Source organism: Neptuniibacter sp. QD29_5 (genome assembly GCF_047778125.1).
Classification (GTDB): domain Bacteria; phylum Pseudomonadota; class Gammaproteobacteria; order Pseudomonadales; family Balneatricaceae; genus Neptuniibacter.
On record NZ_CP180556.1, the window covers coordinates 864,132 to 880,795 of the forward strand.

General features: G+C 42.7%; 13 protein-coding genes. 3 read left to right on the forward strand and 10 right to left on the reverse strand.

The annotated features are described in order from the left end of the window. Positions 1 to 58 precede the first annotated feature (58 nt). Positions 59 to 487 carry a PilZ domain-containing protein gene (locus tag ACMXYR_RS03865; RefSeq protein WP_415887210.1) on the forward strand — a complete coding sequence of 143 codons (429 nt, stop codon included), beginning with the start codon at positions 59 to 61 and terminating at the stop codon, positions 485 to 487. Positions 488 to 497: 10 nt separating this feature from the next. Here ACMXYR_RS03865 and ACMXYR_RS03870 read toward each other — a convergent pair whose 3' ends face one another. From ACMXYR_RS03870 to ACMXYR_RS03910, 9 genes are all read right to left on the reverse strand, one after another. Continuing rightward, positions 498 to 2,306 (reverse strand): AAA family ATPase, encoded by a 1,809-nt coding sequence (locus tag ACMXYR_RS03870; protein ID WP_415902982.1) that lies wholly within the window; start codon positions 2,304 to 2,306, stop codon positions 498 to 500. Positions 2,307 to 2,453: 147 nt separating this feature from the next. Further along, positions 2,454 to 2,822, reverse strand: coding sequence for a histidine triad nucleotide-binding protein (locus tag ACMXYR_RS03875; RefSeq protein ID WP_415902983.1), 369 nt, complete (start codon positions 2,820 to 2,822; stop codon positions 2,454 to 2,456). A gap of 100 nt (positions 2,823 to 2,922) precedes the next feature. Then, positions 2,923 to 4,449, reverse strand: coding sequence for a SpoVR family protein (locus ACMXYR_RS03880; RefSeq protein ID WP_415902984.1), 1,527 nt, complete (start codon positions 4,447 to 4,449; stop codon positions 2,923 to 2,925). After that, positions 4,446 to 5,735: a YeaH/YhbH family protein gene (locus tag ACMXYR_RS03885; RefSeq protein WP_415902985.1), complete on the reverse strand. Its 1,290-nt coding sequence runs from the start codon at positions 5,733 to 5,735 to the stop codon at positions 4,446 to 4,448. The genes ACMXYR_RS03880 and ACMXYR_RS03885 overlap by 4 nt, the downstream gene beginning before the upstream one ends. 102 nt (positions 5,736 to 5,837) lie before the next feature. Then, complete coding sequence (locus ACMXYR_RS03890; RefSeq protein ID WP_415902986.1) at positions 5,838 to 7,760, reverse strand: PrkA family serine protein kinase; 1,923 nt, start codon at positions 7,758 to 7,760, stop codon at positions 5,838 to 5,840. A gap of 170 nt (positions 7,761 to 7,930) precedes the next feature. Continuing rightward, the gene (locus ACMXYR_RS03895; RefSeq protein WP_415902987.1) at positions 7,931 to 9,055 is read right to left on the reverse strand and encodes a dihydrolipoamide acetyltransferase family protein; all 1,125 of its coding nucleotides are present in this window, start codon (positions 9,053 to 9,055) and stop codon (positions 7,931 to 7,933) included. Next, positions 9,052 to 10,035, reverse strand: coding sequence for an alpha-ketoacid dehydrogenase subunit beta (locus ACMXYR_RS03900; protein WP_415902988.1), 984 nt, complete (start codon positions 10,033 to 10,035; stop codon positions 9,052 to 9,054). The genes ACMXYR_RS03895 and ACMXYR_RS03900 overlap by 4 nt, the downstream gene beginning before the upstream one ends. Continuing rightward, positions 10,032 to 11,114: a pyruvate dehydrogenase (acetyl-transferring) E1 component subunit alpha gene (gene pdhA / locus ACMXYR_RS03905; protein ID WP_415902989.1), complete on the reverse strand. Its 1,083-nt coding sequence runs from the start codon at positions 11,112 to 11,114 to the stop codon at positions 10,032 to 10,034. Before pdhA ends, ACMXYR_RS03900 begins: the two co-directional genes overlap by 4 nt. A gap of 29 nt (positions 11,115 to 11,143) precedes the next feature. After that, positions 11,144 to 12,187, reverse strand: a complete 1,044-nt coding sequence (locus tag ACMXYR_RS03910) for a Leu/Phe/Val dehydrogenase (RefSeq protein ID WP_415902990.1) — start codon at positions 12,185 to 12,187, stop codon at positions 11,144 to 11,146. Between the two features lie 407 nt (positions 12,188 to 12,594). On the opposite strand from ACMXYR_RS03910, the gene ACMXYR_RS03915 reads away from it, so the two are divergent. Continuing rightward, positions 12,595 to 13,803 (forward strand): L,D-transpeptidase family protein, encoded by a 1,209-nt coding sequence (locus ACMXYR_RS03915; RefSeq protein ID WP_415902991.1) that lies wholly within the window; start codon positions 12,595 to 12,597, stop codon positions 13,801 to 13,803. Positions 13,804 to 13,821: 18 nt separating this feature from the next. Next, positions 13,822 to 15,291, forward strand: coding sequence for a hypothetical protein (locus ACMXYR_RS03920; protein WP_415902992.1), 1,470 nt, complete (start codon positions 13,822 to 13,824; stop codon positions 15,289 to 15,291). A gap of 57 nt (positions 15,292 to 15,348) precedes the next feature. Here ACMXYR_RS03920 and ACMXYR_RS03925 read toward each other — a convergent pair whose 3' ends face one another. Next, on the reverse strand, positions 15,349 to 16,662 hold the full coding sequence (locus tag ACMXYR_RS03925) for a tetratricopeptide repeat protein (protein ID WP_415902993.1): 1,314 nt from the start codon (positions 16,660 to 16,662) through the stop codon (positions 15,349 to 15,351). Positions 16,663 to 16,664: the final 2 nt, after the last annotated feature.

Consider the following 16,664-nt stretch of genomic DNA (forward strand, 5'->3'; position numbering starts at 1 on the left):
AGTGCCCCTTACTTGTTTCTGGGTCTACACTAAATAGTAGTGGTAGAGGAGAAGCGTTATGCCTCGTCGATTTATTCGTCATCCCGCAGCGATTCCAATCAAGCTTTGTAGCCAAGAACAAACTAATAACGAAAATGTTACTGAAGTTACTACACAAGATGTAAGTGCAGGCGGTTTATCCTGTGAAACCGAAAACCTGATGACTCCAGGCGATGCTGTAGAGGTAGAAATATCATTAGAGAAACCTCCATTTAAAACCATAGGGCATGTTGTTTGGTGTAAAAAAAAGGGCAATGGGTTTCTGGTTGGGATCGGCTTTTCTGATCTAGCAACTGCTTATGCAGTTCGAATGGTTGAGCAGGTGTGTTATATCGAAGAATATCGCCAGAAAATCTTAGAAGAAGAAGGGCGAGAATTAAACTCAGAAGAAGCTGCAATCGAATGGATTTCTGAACACGCTCATGATTTTCCACAAAACGTGCACTGAGCATTTTATTTTAATTTGTTTCGACTTTAATGTTGTGTTCCTTTGCTATCAACCACTCTCCATTTACTTTAATTAATGTTAGCTGTTTCAGCGTTTTGTCTTTATAACCGCTAGCAGCCTCGTACTGAAGCCAAAAATCTACTTTGATTTGGTTTTCTGAGATGACGATGTTATGTAGTTCTTCTCTGATCAATTTGATCCACTGAGGGCGGTTAATTGCATCGCGGCGTTTTTGTAACCAGCGCTGATGAGTTTCGTATATACCAGTAAAATTAGGTTTGTAACTTCTAAAATAGCTTTTTTGGTCTTTTGCTTGCCAAGCAGCTACCCAATGGTCAATTTGTGCAGTGGCTAGAGTGATAGGTGAAGTGATGTCATTTTCTTGTACTGGCGTTTCCCTCAAGAAATGTTTTTCTTTATTAACTGGGTCTTCTATCAGTTGAGCAACTTCATTATTGTTTATAGATGCAGGTTTATGGACTAACTGAGCTACCTCGGATGATGTTTTTTCATAAGGGGGAGCTTTTTCCTGAGCAGGAACGGACAAACCTCTGAGTGGGGTATTGGATATTGTCGTGTTTCCACTAATTTGTCGAGATTTGTCGATAACAGTAACTGTTGAAATATCTGACTGTTTGTCCATTTGATCTGTCAGAAAAGTGGTTCTTTCCTCTAGTGAATATTTATTTTTCTGTTCAATATTGCTCAAAGGCATTGTATTTATTGGTTGCCCTGTAATTGATATCTCTTGCGTAGGCATCTGTTGCTCTGCTTCATGAGCAGGGCTTGTTAAAGTATCAGTTTTATATTCGCTATCATTTAAGCCATTGGTGGTCATTTCTTTCTCTGTGACCGTAATACTCGGTGGTTTTACGATGACAACTTGGCTCTTTTGAAGTGGTTTCGGTTCAGCAAAAATTGGGGTGTTGTCGGTTATGTGTGGTTCGATACTTTCAGAGCCTGAATTTAAGAAATGATTAATGCCAAAACCTAGGATCAGAAGAATTGTAATGCTAAGAGAATAAATGCCGATTTTCGCAGCTGTTAAGTGAGAGGGATTTTCTTTCGAGCTATTGAGATCTTCTCGCGTTATGATTTTGTTATCAATCAGGGGTAATAAAAGTTCATTTAGACGGTTTATTCTTCCCTCAGATTGCTCAATCATCAATAAATCGGTACCAATTTCATAAGGCGTGGCTGGTAGTCCCTCTTTGGAAGATAAGTAATGAATATATCCTTCAATATCATCTAGCTGAAAAAGATCTAGGACTATTTCGGTATTAATCCAGTTAATAAAATCAGCCTGTTTAAGCCCATCAGAGTTAATGACAATATAGTCTTGGCGAACTACTACTAGTTTTATTGCACCTTTAGTAGTTTCATCGATTTCGCATAACTGCTGTAAGGAGTTGATTACGGAATCGTCAGAATTGATTGCCTGTTGATCAATTATGCATAGGCAAAATTGGTCTGTTTCTTTGAGTGATTGGAGCGTGCGGAGTAGATCTTCTTTCTGTGTTGTGGCTTTAAGTGCGCCTGTTAATTGTGAATAAAGCTGAGATGGTTCTGTTAACGGCTTATTAACTATAGCGACAGGAACCCCTATATGTTGGAATTCACTAATAAGCTCATTAATAAGTGTGCTTTTACCAGTACCTTCAACTCCTTTAAGAATTACTGAGTTTTCGCTCTGTAATGCTTCTCTTAGTCCACTCAAAGCTCTCTTATAGGAAGTATGTCTATATGGCTCAGTATATGAAGGAATACTCTCACTAGATCTAATGTGGCTTTCAGTAATTAACCGTTGTTCCTTTGGCATAACTCTGGGCGCATCTCGGTTTCTATACTCTAGGAAAAGCCTTAACCATATTTTTCTAGGGTATGAATTTTAAGATTAAAAAGTAGCTTGCACAGCTAAAAGAAAAAAATGACTTGCTCTTTTAGCTGTAAGGAAAATTATTCAAAGTTAGTTAAGCGCTTCTTTCATTTTCTCTTGGTATGGTGGCCAGCCCATTGGTTTGCCACCTAAAAGGTGAAGGTGGATATGATAAACTGTTTGACCACCATCGGAGTTGCAATTAAATACAGTTCGGTACCCTGATTCATCGATTCCCAACTGCTTTGCAATAGTGCTAGCAGTTTTGACCATATGGCCGACTATTTCTGTATCCTCAGCGCTAATATCATTAAGCGTTGCGATATGTTTGCGCGGAATGATTAGTGCGTGTGTTGGTGCCTGAGGGCTAATATCATTGAAGGCAATTACGTGCTCATCTTCGTAAATGATTTCGGCCGGAATCTCTTTATTTATGATTTTACAAAACAGGCAGTCCATCGATTTTCCTCACTGTGCTAAATACTTAAATGCAGTATATCCAGTGTTACCAATGGATTAAATACCGAATATCCTTTAGTAAACAAAGTAGTAGTCAGGCCTACAGTAGTGATTCTGTTTTTCCTTCCACAAGGATCTCTGGGCAGTGGTAACTTTTGGTCACAGTATTATCTGGAAGTACTGATTCAAGATGGACATCAAACCCCCACAAGCGATGAATATGACGTAGCACTTCTTCGGTGGATTGGCCGAGCGGTTGTTTATTATGCATAAAGTGTCTCAAGGTTAGGCTTCGATCTCCTCGGACATCTACGTTGTAGACCTGAATATTAGGTTCTCTGTTTCCTAAGTTATATTGAGAAGAAAGATCTTCGCGCACTTGACGATAGCCCGCCTCATCATGGATTGATGTGACCTCCAAATTGGCTTTTTCAGAGTTATCCATAATTGTGAAAAGTTTTAGCTCACGGATGAGTTTTGGCGAGAGGTACTGGAGAATAAAGCTCTCATCCTTATAGTTACGCATGGCGTAGTCTAATGTCTTTTTCCAATCGGAACCTGCGATATCAGGGAACCATTCGCGGTCTTCGTCGGTTGGTTCTTCACAGATACGTTTTATGTCCTGCATCATGTTGTATCCCAATGTGTAGGGGTTAATGCCGTTGAAGTAAGGGCTATCGAATGGCGGTTGGTAGACAACGCTGGTATGTGAGTGAAGAAACTCCATCATAAATCCATCGGTTACTAAGCCCTCTTCATGCATTTGATGCAGAAGCGTGTAGTGCCAGAAGCAAGCCCAGCCTTCATTCATCACTTGGGTCTGTTTCTGTGGATAGAAATATTGCGCCACTTTTCGAACGATACGAACGATCTCTCGTTGCCATGGTTCAAGAAGTGGGGCGTTTTTCTCTATAAAATAGAGTATGTTTTCTTCAGGTTCTTTAGGAAAGTGCTGAATAACTGGTGTTGCTCCTTCCTCTTTTTTTGGAATCGTGTTCCACAAGTCGTTTAAGTGGCGCTGGATATATTCTTCCCGCGCTTGCTGGCGCTCTTTTTCTTCATCTGCTGTCAGCGGTTGTGGGCGAACATATCGATTTACGCCATAGCTCATGAGTGCATGGCACGAATCCAGTAGCTCCTCAACTGTATCTACACCGTATCTTTCTTCGCATCGGCTGATATAGCTTTTAGCAAAGAGAAGGTAATCAATAATCGCTGAGGCATCGGTCCAAGTTTTAAACAGGTAATTACCTTTAAAGAAAGAGTTGTGACCATAACAGGCATGAGCAATAACAAGGGCCTGCATTGTCATGGTGTTTTCTTCCATTAAGTAAGCGATACAGGGATCGGAATTGATTACAATCTCATAAGCAAGGCCCATTCTGCCGCGCTTATAGTTTTGTTGGGTATCAACAAACTGTTTACCAAAGGACCAATGGTTATAGTTTAAAGGCATGCCGATGGAGGCGTAGGCATCCATCATCTGTTCGGAGGTAATGACCTCGATCTGATTGGGGTATGTGTCTAAGCCGAAGTCTTTGGCAATGCGAGCGATCTCTCGGTCATATTCGGCAATAAGTTCAAAGCTCCACTCAGCTCCGGTGGATATTGGACTGCGTTTTTTCATGCTGCCCCCTCAACCTTTTTCTCAAATAGACTACGAAATACTGGGAAAATATCTGCTGGGGTTTTTATCTGTTGCATGGCAAAGCATTCTTCCCACTTTGCTTGTAGGCGTTCATATTCATGCCACAAGTTTTGGTGAGGTCCTGTAGTGATTTCTACATAGGCGAAATACTGAACTTGCTTGAGGATCTTTTTATCAAGGAGCTGGTAGCATTTACTGGAATCTCCATCCCAGTTATCGCCATCGGATGCCTGAGCTACATAGATGTTCCAGTCTGCTGGGGAATAACGTTCTTCTAGAATATCTGAGGTCAGGTCTAAAGCGCTGGATACGATCGTGCCGCCGGTTTCGCGGGAGTAGAAGAACTCTTGTTCATCAACCTCTTTGGCGTGGGTATGGTGGCGAACAAAGACAACTTCGATCTGTTTGTAATTCCGTTTCAGAAATAGATACAGCAAGATAAAAAATCGTTTCGCCATATCTTTAATGCTTTGCGTCATAGAGCCAGATACGTCCATAACGCAGAACATCACGGCCTTGCTTGAAGGCACGGGAACTTTGATTAAATTGTTGTATTTAATGTCAAAGTCATCAAGGAAAGGTACACGCTTTAAACGCTGTTTAATCTCTTCAATTTTGGAATTTAATGCTGAAATCTGTTTCTCTGCATCATCATCGGGTAAACGTTGCTCTAAGCTCAAAATTTCCGCTTTGAGTTCACGGATTTTGCGTCTGTCTTTGCCGGTTAAGGCAATGCGACGTGCGTGGGCTGCTTTTAACGAACGCACAATATGAATCTTGTCGGGGCTACCAGCATTGGTAAATCCAGCTCGGCGGGTTTCAAATTGGGTTGCGCTTTTTAGCTGTTTTTTGACTAGATAGGGGAGTTCCAAACCATCAAACATAAAGTCTAGAAACTCTTCCTGATCGATCTGGAAGGTGAAATCATCTTCCCCTTCACCTTGATTGCTGGCTTGGCCTTCACCGCTGCCGCCGCCACCGCCGCCACCTTGCGGGCGTTGGAACTGATCCCCTACAACAAACTCTTTGTTGCCAGGGAAAACTTTATTACGAACGCCGCCTTCACCATGATGAAAAATGGGTTCGGAGATGTCCCTGCGAGGAATGGTAACGCTGCCACCTTGTTCGATCTCTTTGATGGAGCGGTTGTTCACCGCATCTTCTACTGCATCTTTAATATGTTTTTTATAGCGACGAAGAAAGCGCTGACGGTTAACCGTGCTCTTGTTCTTGGAGTTCAGGCGGCGATCTATGATGTAACTCATAATACTTCTATCCCCGTAGATGGCCTGCACTTAGGCTCTTCATCTCATTCGGGCAGGCCTTTGCCCGAATGAATGCCTTCACCAACTGTTATTGCCGATTAACTACTGTGACTTTCTAACGCGGATATACCATTCGGACAGTAATCGCACCTGCTTCTCGGTATAGCCTCGTTTTATCATCCGTTTAACAAACTCACCATGCTTGGTTTGTTCATCTGTAGAGGCTTTCGCATTAAAGGAAATAACAGGTAACAAGTCTTCCGTATTGGAGAACATTTTCTTCTCAATAACGGTACGCATTTTCTCGTAACCCATCCAAGATGGGTTTTTACCGTTGTTATTGGCACGGGCACGCAGTACAAAATTAACAATTTCGTGTCGGAAATCTTTTGGATTACTGATACCGGCAGGTTTTTCGATTTTTTCGAGTTCCTCGTTAATCGCCTGACGATCTAATATGTCACCTGTTTCTGGGTCGCGATATTCCTGATCCTGTATCCAGAAATCAGCGTATGTGACATAGCGATCAAATATATTTTGTCCGTACTCTGAGTAAGACTCTAAGTAAGCGGTTTGAATCTCTTTGCCCAAGAACTCGATATATTTAGGTGCGATATATTCTTTCAAATAGCCTAAATAGCGATCTTGGATTTCGGCAGGGAATTGCTGCTGTTCAATCTCTTTTTCCAGTACATAGAGAAGGTGAACAGGGTTAGCCGCAACCTCTGAGGGGTCAAAGTTAAATACTTTGGATAGAATCTTGAAAGCGAAACGGGTTGATAAACCATCCATTGCTTCATCAACACCTGCAGAGTCCTTATATTCCTGCATAGATTTCGCTTTAGGGTCCGTGTCTTTTAGATTCTCGCCGTCATAAACACGCATTTTTGAATACAGGCTAGAATTTTCAGGTTCCTTCATACGCGATAGGACCGAGAATTGAGCCAACATGTTTAATGTATCTGGTGCACAGGGTGCATGGTTTAACGAACTGTTTTCTAAAAGTTTTTCGTAGATATGGATCTCTTCAGTTACACGGCAGCAATAAGGTACTTTTACGATATAAATACGATCGATAAAGGCTTCATTAGTTTTGTTGTTCTTAAAGGTTGTCCACTCTGATTCATTAGAGTGGGCGAGGAGAATACCATCGTAAGGAATAGCCCCCATGCCTTCGGTACTGTTGTAGTTACCTTCTTGGGTAGCGGTTAATAGAGGATGGAGCACTTTAATTGGGGCTTTGAACATCTCCACAAATTCCATCATACCCTGATTGGCACGACATAATGCACCAGAGAAACTATAAGCATCAGGGTCGTGTTGTGGGAAATCTTCCAATTTACGAATATCAACTTTACCCACAAGGCTAGAAATATCTTGGTTGTTTTCATCACCTGGTTCGGTTTTGGCAATGGCAATCTGATCCAAAATAGAAGGGTAGAGTTTTACTACACGGAATTTAGAAATATCCCCACCATATTCGTGTAAACGCTTGGCCGCCCAAGGTGACATGATGCCTTTCAAGTAGCGTGAAGGAATACCGTATTCTTCTTGAAGAATGACACCATCTTCTTCCGGTTTGAATAGACCTAAAGGTGACTCAAAAACAGGTGAATCTTTAATGGCATAGAATGGAATGTGCTCCATTAAATGCTTAAGGCGTTCGGCCAAGGACGATTTACCGCCACCCACTGGACCAAGTAAGTAAAGGATCTGTTTACGTTCTTCTAGACCTTGAGCCGCATGTTTAAAGTAGGAGACAATATTTTCGATCGCATCTTCCATACCATAAAACTCGCTAAACGCAGGGTAACGGCGTATCAGTTTGTTCGAAAAAATACGACTTAGTCTTGGATCAGCAGCGGTATCAACCATTTCAGGTTCACCGATCGCTTGCAGCATACGTTCAGCCGCATCAGCGTAGATCATAGGATCCTGTTTACACAGTTGGAGATATTCGTCCAAACTGTATTCTTCCTGCTGAACAGAATCATAGCGGGCTTTATAGTGGTCAAAGATACTCATACAAATCACCTTTATTCAGCCAAGCTTCTTTGGATTTTTGAATAATTATGTCAGGCTGTTTTGCTTGCTTACCTGTAGTTAGTGTAGTTCACATTTTTGAACTCTGAACATTTGACTCTAAAACTTTCCTTAAGGTTTCATTGTTTAATAATCTTATGATTTATAAGGACTTATATTTTTTGTAGTTCAAGGTTTTGGATAAACGTAGCTAGAAATCGAGCCGCTTCACCGCCAGTGAGTGCGCGGTGATCAAAGGTAAGTGAAATAGGAAGAATGCGATGAATTTTTATTTCCTCACCTACGGCTACAACTTGTTTGCGAATAACACCTGCGCCAATAATCGCCACTTGTGGGGGAACCACAATTGGATTTGCGTAACGTCCGGCAATAGTGCCGAAATTGCTCAACGTGATTGTGGCTCCTTGTAGTTCAGAAGCAGGGATCGTTCTGTTTTTTACATCTGTACGGAGAAGATTTAATCCTTCTCGTAGATGGGAAAGTGAACGGTTACTAATGTCACGTAATACTGGAACAAATAATCCCTGTTCTGTATCAACCGCGATACCAAGATCGATTTTGGAATGTATTCGCCGACTGAGGGTATTGCCATCAAACCACGAATTAATTGCTGGTTCTGTTGTGCAGGCTTCTGCAATAGCATGGATTAATCGTTGTGTGATATCTGTACCTTTAGGCCAGTTATCAATATCTGCGTCTTCATGAATAGTGACTGGAACTACTTCACTATGCGCTTTGCTCATGACCTGTGCCATATGCTTACGCACCCCACGCAAAGGCTCAGCTTTACCATGAGTTTGATCTAGTCGAGCAGCTTGTTCAACGTCTTTTGGCGTGATGTTGCCTTGTTGTCCGCTACCTTTTACTTGGTTTAAATCGATGTTTAAGCGTTTGGCTAAGGCTCTTACTGCAGGTGTCGCCTTTTGCGTTGTTGAACTGTTTTGGCTGCTTGGAGCAGCACCAATAAAGAAGGAATCTTGAGTAGTAGAGTCTGTGTTTGCTTGTGGAATTTCGCCGACAACAGTACCGCTGTCACTCTCGTCTTCACCTTCAAATTCCAATAGGGGCTCTCCAGTGTGGATGACATCACCTGGCTGCCCAAAAAGATGTGCTATTACACCTGCTTGCGGAGAGGGTACTTGAATAATCGCTTTTGCTGTTTCTACAGACAGGAGTATTTGATCGGTTTCAACTGAATCGCCCTCTTTGATATTCCATTCCACAATTTCTGCTTCAGGAAGTCCTTCGCCGAGATCTGGTAGTTTGAAATATTTCATGCGAACTCCAATGTCTCATTGATACTGTCGATGATGTCTTGAGTGTTCGGTAGGTAATGATTTTCAAGACGGAAATAGGGCATGACGGTGTCATAACCTGTTACCCTAGCAATAGGCGCTTGTAGATCTAAGAGCGCTCTCTCTGCGATGGTTGCAGCTATTTCTGCACCTATACCCGCATTTCTAGGGGCCTCATGTACAATCACAACGCGACCTGTCTTTTTCACAGAGGCTAGAATCGTAGTCATATCTAAAGGACTGATACTAGCTACATCGATCACTTCACAGTGCACGCCTTTATTTTGGAGATGCTCTGCTGCTGCTAAGGTTTCTGTGATCATCGCCCCCCAGCTGATCAATGTAATATCTGAGCCCTCACGTAGCGTAAAGCAACTGCCTAGAGGCAGTGCTTCGCCGTTATCTAAAATCTCTTGCTGCTGGCTGCGATAGATCCGCTTGGGTTCTAAAAAGAGCACAGGATCGGGGTCGCGAATGGCTGCTAAAAGAAGGCCGTACGCACGTGCTGGTGATGAGGGGATCACAACCTTAAGGCCTGGGATATGAGCCAGAAGGGCTTCTGTGCTTTCCGAGTGATGTTCTGGTGCGTGAATCCCGCCGCCAAAAGGTGCTCTGATCACCATAGGGCAGGTGAGGCGGCCACGGGTTCTATTACGCATGCGTGCGGCATGACAGATGATTTGCTCTAATGCGGGGAAGATAAAACCCATAAACTGGATCTCAGCCACAGGTTTCAAACCTTGGCTGGCCATACCGATACTGAGCCCTGCGATCATAGACTCGGCTAAGGGAGTATCCATTACGCGCTTAAGGCCAAACTCATCTCTTAGATTCGCTGTAGCGCGGAAAACCCCACCATTAACGCCAATATCCTCACCCAGTAGAACGATCTCTTCGTCCTTTCGCATCTCTGAGGCCAAGGCTAGATTTACTGCTTCAAGAAGACATACTGAATGTTTCATGATGCATCCTCCTCAGCGTGGCTAGCATTTGGCATTGCCTTGATTGTGGCCCAGTCTCTCTGTTCGATGAGATGCTCGGGTAGCTCAGCATACATGTAATCAAAAATGGACTCGGGGGCTTGAGGTTCAATTGCTAAATACTTGTCTGCTGCTTGTTGGACGAGTTGCGTTATCTCCTGTTGTAAGGCTTGTTCTTTTGATTCATCCCAAAAGCCTTGAGCAACCATGAAGTTACGCAAGCGTTTTACTGGTTCTTTCTCCCAAGCTTGTTTCAGCTCTTCGTTATCTCTATAACGGGTCGCATCATCCGCTGTAGTGTGATCACTTAAGCGGTAGCTTATGGCTTCAATCAGGGTGGCTCCTTTACCGTCATAAGCGCGTTGCAAAGCTTGGGTAACTGCCTCATGCATAGCAATTACATCGTTGCCATCGACTTGCATACCGGGAATGCCAGCGGCTTGTGCTTTGTCTGCTAACTGAGCGGCAGCTGATTGAATTTTACGCGGTACCGAAATTGCCCACTGATTGTTGTTGATGATAAAGACCACAGGCAGTTGCCATACTCCAGCGATGTTTAAGGATTCCATAAAATCCCCTTTAGAGGTGCCGCCATCGCCAATTAAGGTCACAGCAGCCTGTTTCTGATTGCGTATTTTTAGCGCTGTTGCAACACCACAGGCATGCAGTGATTGAGTGGCGATTGGGACTGAGTTAGGGAAGTCCTTCTTCATTTTGGGGGATGCATTGCCTCGTTCATCCCCACCCCAATATAGGAGAATATCTTCAAGAGCCAGCCCTCTAATCATCTGGCAGGCATGGTTTCGATAATAGGGCACGAGGACATCCTTTTCGCTCATGCAGAGAGCCGTGGGAACATCGATTCCTTCGGAGCCTAATAGGGAAGCGTAAGTACCCAATTGCCCCGTGCGTTGTAGCGCGATGGCTTTAGCGTCAAACTGTCTAGCCAATACCATGTTGTGGTAGCAGCGCAGGAACCAATCAGGTGATTGGCACCATTGCGGTAAACGCTGGGTGGGGTTCCCCTCACTATCCAAATATTGCAGTGGTGCATGACTCATAACTCTTCCTCCTAACCGCTAACGTCAGCTTAAGCTGCGGAATTGAAGTCATTAGATGCACTGATGATTTGTTCAGCCTGCTGATTGGCTAGACGATGTACACCTTGCTTGGTTTTTGCCGCGTTTTGATAAAGCTGAGTGAGTGAATCACCTATCTGAACAACTTTCTGGCGGATTTTTCGGCTGTTTTGTTTTGAATATTGCAGTGCTACAAATATCAAACCGCCTGCGTTAATCAGATAATCAGGGGCATAGAGGATATTTTGAACGGCTAGTAAATCGCCGTGTTTCTCTTCTGCGAGTTGATTATTGGCTGAGCCAGCAACGATAGAAACGCGTAATTGTGGCAACGTCATGTCGTTGATGATCGCTCCCAAGCCGCAAGGGCAGAAAACATCAGCATCTACAGCGTAAATCTGATCAGGTGCAACACTTGCAGCGTTAAAGCTTTTCTCGCATTGAGTCACTCGAGCTTGATCAATATCGGTGACTGTCAGTTTGGCTCCGGCTTGATGAAGTAAGCGAGCTATCTCATAACCTACATGCCCTAACCCTTGAATACTGACATGCACACCTTTTAGTGATGTGCGATTTAGCTTGAACCTGACGGATGCTTTAATTCCTTCAAAAACTCCGAGTGCGGTATGAGGGGAGGGGTCACCGGTGGCTTGTGTGCAAGTGACAAAAGAGGTGCTCTTTTGGATCTGATCCATGTCACTAATATGAGTGCCGCTATCCATTGCTGTAATGTATTCGCCCCCCAAACCATCAACAAATTGACCGAAGCGCTGCATAAGTGCTGCGCGGTTAAAGTCTGATTCGGGCTTAATGATAACCGCTTTGGCTCCACCGTGAGGGAGACCAGCAAGTGCCGCTTTGTAACTCATACCTCGAGCTAACCTAAGAGCATCCGTAATGGCGGAATCGTCATCATTGTAGTGAATAAATCTGCAGCCGCCGATCGCGGGGCCACGCAAAGTCGAGTGAATGGCAATGATAGCCTTGAGACCCGTATCAGGGTCGTGGCAAAAATGAAGGCGTTGTGTGCCATTGCTTTCCATCTGTTCAAACATCACGGGGTCCTCCGTCTGTATCTACAGGAAAACATCAATTGTGTGCAGTTAATTGGTGATTTGTGGGTCGCACTTTTACCAGCTAACTGAACTTTGTATGCGGTAGCTTGTCTTTTGGAACTCTACACTTTTGGAATAGCACAGTTTTAGGCAAATTTCAGATCGAAAAATTCAAAATAAATTGCAGTCTCTCAAGTATTTCGCAGATGCGAAATGGCTAGAAGCGCGTCATTTCGCTGAACTTACGGGTAGTATCGCGAGAAATTTACTGCGAAACCAAAAAAACTCAAAAAGTTTCAAGTTTAGTAGTGGAAAAATCGTTTTTTAAAGGACGATAGAGTCCCATTCAGGATGAATATCGTTATAATCATTGGTTAATTAAAAATAGGTTGGGGCTTTCTGGATAGATGAAAAAAAGTTTCGTTTGTACTGTTGTGATGTTGGGTGCACTGGGCATTCCACAGAGCAGCTTGTTTGCTGAAGAAGCTTCACCCTATGGCATTTCCGAAGGGAATGAAGAATTACTTTTAAGTGGCTTGCATAACCTAAAGAGCCATGAGTTGGATTCGGCTTTATCGGATCTTCAGGAACTTACTGAACGTCGACCTGATTTTCGTCTAGCTCAGCTCGTTTATGCAGATATTCTTGCTGCACAGGCGCAAGGTTCTCCCCTCAGCCATAAACGTGGTGACCATCAACAAACAATTGAAGGACTTATTTCTGAAGCCAAAGCGAGATTGTTGATGGAAATGGAGAAGCCATCTGCAGATATGTTACCTGCAGACATGCTGACTTTATCCCCAGACCAAAAGCATATTATTATCGTTGATACCCGCTTATCGCGCCTTTTCCTATTTGAAAACCAGAACGGTATACCTGTGCTGGTTAAAGACTATTACGCTTCGTATGGTCGTGGCGGCACAGGTAAAGAGGTTGAAGGTGATCTTAAAACACCGCTAGGTGTTTATTTTACGACCAGCCGATTAGAAGATGAGAAATTACCATCTCGATATGGTTCTGGTGCGCTCCCGATCAATTATCCAAATGTTTGGGATAAGCGTTTAGGGCGCACTGGCTATGGTATCTGGTTGCATGGCTCTCCAGTAGAGACTTATAGCCGTCCACCCAAAGCTAGTGAAGGTTGTATCTCCCTAACTAATCCAGATTTTATTGAGTTAGATAACCAGATTAACTACCTGAATACACCAGTTCTAGTTGGACATAATGTCCGTTGGATTAAGAAAGCTGATTGGCTAGAACAGAAAAATCGTTTTGGTAGCTTAGTTGAGCGTTGGGTATCTGATTGGGAAAGTCTTGAGCACAAACGTTATATAGAGAATTATTCTCAAAACTATAATGATGGAAAACGTAATTACTTACAGTATTCCAGTTATAAAAAACGTGTAAATGGCTCCAAAAAGTTTATAGATGTCAATTTGCAAAATTTAAGCATCTATCGTTATCCAGATAACCCGAATCTAGTGGTTGCCACTTTCCAGCAAAATTATAATAGTAATAACCTTTCCGGCAGCTCCATTAAACGTCAGTACTGGACCTTTGATCAGGGACGTTGGCGTATTGCATATGAAGGTAAACCATCAAAAGGTAGACCTTAAAATATCAGGGGGTTGGGGTTGAACGATTCAAGTTTAAGTTCTGCTGAGCTACTACTGATAAATTTATCTGATCATCAGGTTATTCGCATTGAAGGATCTGCCCAGTGGATGAAATATCTGACTGGTCAAGTGAAACAAACCCAACCTGATACGTTTGAGATTAAAGGTTCTCTAGCTTTAGATGTTGTACAGGATAATCTAGCCAAATTTCTTCAAGTGGAAGCAGGCGCTTCTTTTGTTCAGCAGGAACTAGAACGCTGGTTGCAGCAAGAGCGCCGTCTACACGTCATTGTTAATAGTGATGATGTTTGTCTTGAGGCTCTCACTTATTTGTTAAGTCTTCCTTCTATCTGTAATGAAACAGGCCCTGCTGTAACAGTTATATTGTTAAGTACTACAGACATGGTTTCTGCTTTGAAGTCTTCTACCCTACTTGCTAGTAAGTTAGATGGCTATTATCAAGAGGATGTTGATTTAGGCTCTGTATCAGCGAGCAGTAACAAAGCTCTAATTACTTTTGGTGTACTAGCGTTTGTTTGTCTAACTGCTGGGGGATGGTATTGGTTTAATGCTAATCAGGATTTTACTGATCCTAAATTTGCTGTGGCTAATGTGGCTGAGTTATCCCAGAACGTTGATGATACAAAGGCGGTTCAACCCACTCAAAATACACAAGTTGTAGTTGCTTCGAGCCCACATGATTACAAACAGACTCAACTGGTGATAACAGAGGAAAATGTTGGGGCTACTGCTGTAGATCCAAGTGTGATTACTGTTGAGCCAGAGCTTGTTGTAAAATCTCCTGAATCCGATGTGATACCTAAAAAGCTGAACCCAGAGTTAGTGGCCTCTTTGACTGCTACGGTGGAAAAAGCAAAACAGAAGCGTGATAAAACGTCACAAATATTAGTTAATACAACTGCAAAGGTTAAAACACAAGAATCTGTTAAGGTTGATGAGCTAGTTAAAGTAGCTAAAGCTGAGCCGAAAGAGGTAGCTACTTCTGAGCAGTTAAACATATTAGCGCAGACTAAGATCGCTTCTCCTATAACTAAGAATCAGCGAACCGCTGAATCGGTTACTGAGTTACCAGTTAAGCCTGGCCCTAAAGAAAATAATGAAAAGGCTGTACGTGAAGTTTTTACGACTTGGCATACTGCGTGGGAACAGCAAAACTGGGATGATTACATCAACAGTTACCTTCAAAATTCTACGTTGTATGGTGTGAAAATGTCTCTAGAAGAGTGGCGTGCTTTTCGTAAAGACCGTTTACTTTCACCTGAGTGGATAAAGTTAGAGATTAAATTTCCAAAGTTTACTCGTCTTAATTCGCACTGGTACAGAGTCGAGTTTTATCAACGTTTTGAGAAGCCAGGGTATGCAGATGAAACTAAGAAGCGTCTTGAGTTTATGTTAACTTCGGCTGGTTGGAAGATCGCTTCAGAAGCTACAAATGGAACTGTTGTTTTGAAGCGCCCTACGGGCTAGAAATAAGAAATATGGACCTAAAAAAGCCCCATTGGAAAGGGGCTTTTTTATGTTTGTTTACTTAAGGAAGTCTAGGCTTTTTTCTAGGCTTATTTTCCATTGATTATCGACTTTAACCAACATTAGGCGCTTTGTTACCGTATCTTTGTAGTTATCGGATTGATAGTGCTGAGTAAAGTGTGCTTCAGCTAAATTCTCTCCAAGAATCTTGATGTTAATTTGATCCAGTTCGACACGGATAAATTTAGGTTTTATTAACCGTTGAGCTCGTTGTTTAACCCACTGCTGGTGGTTTAGTTTAGAGTTAGGACGGTAAAGTGCTGTATAAGAGCTAACATAGCCTGTGTGATTTTTGTTTCTCCACGCTTCGACCCAATTATTGATATGCGCTAATACCTCGGATTCAGGTAGAGCTTGTGTTTCAAGTTTTGGTAGTTCTGGAGCCGCATTAGTTTGTTCTTTGATATTGGCTACTTCTGTAGCAGGGACAACTGCAGCGGTTGGCTTGCTTACAGCGACTACAACTGCTTTTTCTTCAATCTTCGCTGGTGGTTGAGTCTTTGGCTCAGGATGGGAGGAGCTAGTAGCAACGTCAGGGTTAGTTGTTGAAACTTCTCCTTTGGGCGCAATAGTCTTTAAAGTTAGAGTAGTTATCTTTTCAGCTTTTTCTTCTGCTACTTTCACAGGCTGTTTCGTCGCCGCTGCTGCAACAGGAACTACACTGCTACTTTGAATAGTTGATACTTGGTTAATCATGGCAAGGCTAGGACCTTGCTCAGCAGCACTTAAATCCAATGCCTTGTTATATGCTTGTGACGCCATCGTTGCATAAAGTTCTTTCAAGTTTACGTGTACTTGTGCATAACTTGGATGGGTTTGGAATGCTTGCTGTAGTGTTTCTATTGCTTGAGGGAAATTGCCTTCTTCAGAATAGATAACCGCCAAATTATTAAATGCTTCAGGGCGATCAGGGTGAGATTTAGTCAGAGTCTTGAAGATGGATTTAGCAGCAGTTTTATTACCTTGGTTATTCAGAATAATGCCTTGAGCTAGTAACGCTGAAGGTAGATTAGGTTGTTGTGCTAGAAAAGCCTCAATTTTAGCTAGAGCCTCTTGATGATTGCCCTGTTGGCTAAGTTCCAAACTTTGCTCTATCGCTAGAGATGAATTAGCTGGCTTGGTAGGGGTAATGCTAACGGTAGCAATATATTCTCTGGAACCTTCAGGTATTTTCTGGATCTCGTCAGCTAGAAGAATCTTAGGTTGTAGATTGGTTGAAAGGTTGCAGCCAGTGAGCAAGGACACTGTAATTAGGGTACTTATAGTTGTACGTAGTAAATGTTTGCCTGAGTTAAATTTTAAGTTGGTCATGT

Coding starts and splice junctions, on each gene's coding strand:
- ACMXYR_RS03915 (WP_415902991.1), top strand. CDS start 12,595: ATGAAAAAAAGTTTCGTTTGTACTGTTGTGATGTTGGGTGCACTGGGC.
- pdhA (WP_415902989.1), bottom strand. CDS start 11,114: ATGAGTCATGCACCACTGCAATATTTGGATAGTGAGGGGAACCCCACC.
- ACMXYR_RS03875 (WP_415902983.1), bottom strand. CDS start 2,822: ATGGACTGCCTGTTTTGTAAAATCATAAATAAAGAGATTCCGGCCGAA.
- ACMXYR_RS03895 (WP_415902987.1), bottom strand. CDS start 9,055: ATGAAATATTTCAAACTACCAGATCTCGGCGAAGGACTTCCTGAAGCA.
- ACMXYR_RS03880 (WP_415902984.1), bottom strand. CDS start 4,449: ATGAAAAAACGCAGTCCAATATCCACCGGAGCTGAGTGGAGCTTTGAA.
- ACMXYR_RS03870 (WP_415902982.1), bottom strand. CDS start 2,306: ATGCCAAAGGAACAACGGTTAATTACTGAAAGCCACATTAGATCTAGT.
- ACMXYR_RS03910 (WP_415902990.1), bottom strand. CDS start 12,187: ATGTTTGAACAGATGGAAAGCAATGGCACACAACGCCTTCATTTTTGC.
- ACMXYR_RS03885 (WP_415902985.1), bottom strand. CDS start 5,735: ATGAGTTACATCATAGATCGCCGCCTGAACTCCAAGAACAAGAGCACG.
- ACMXYR_RS03890 (WP_415902986.1), bottom strand. CDS start 7,760: ATGAGTATCTTTGACCACTATAAAGCCCGCTATGATTCTGTTCAGCAG.
- ACMXYR_RS03925 (WP_415902993.1), bottom strand. CDS start 16,662: ATGACCAACTTAAAATTTAACTCAGGCAAACATTTACTACGTACAACT.
- ACMXYR_RS03900 (WP_415902988.1), bottom strand. CDS start 10,035: ATGAAACATTCAGTATGTCTTCTTGAAGCAGTAAATCTAGCCTTGGCC.
- ACMXYR_RS03865 (WP_415887210.1), top strand. CDS start 59: ATGCCTCGTCGATTTATTCGTCATCCCGCAGCGATTCCAATCAAGCTT.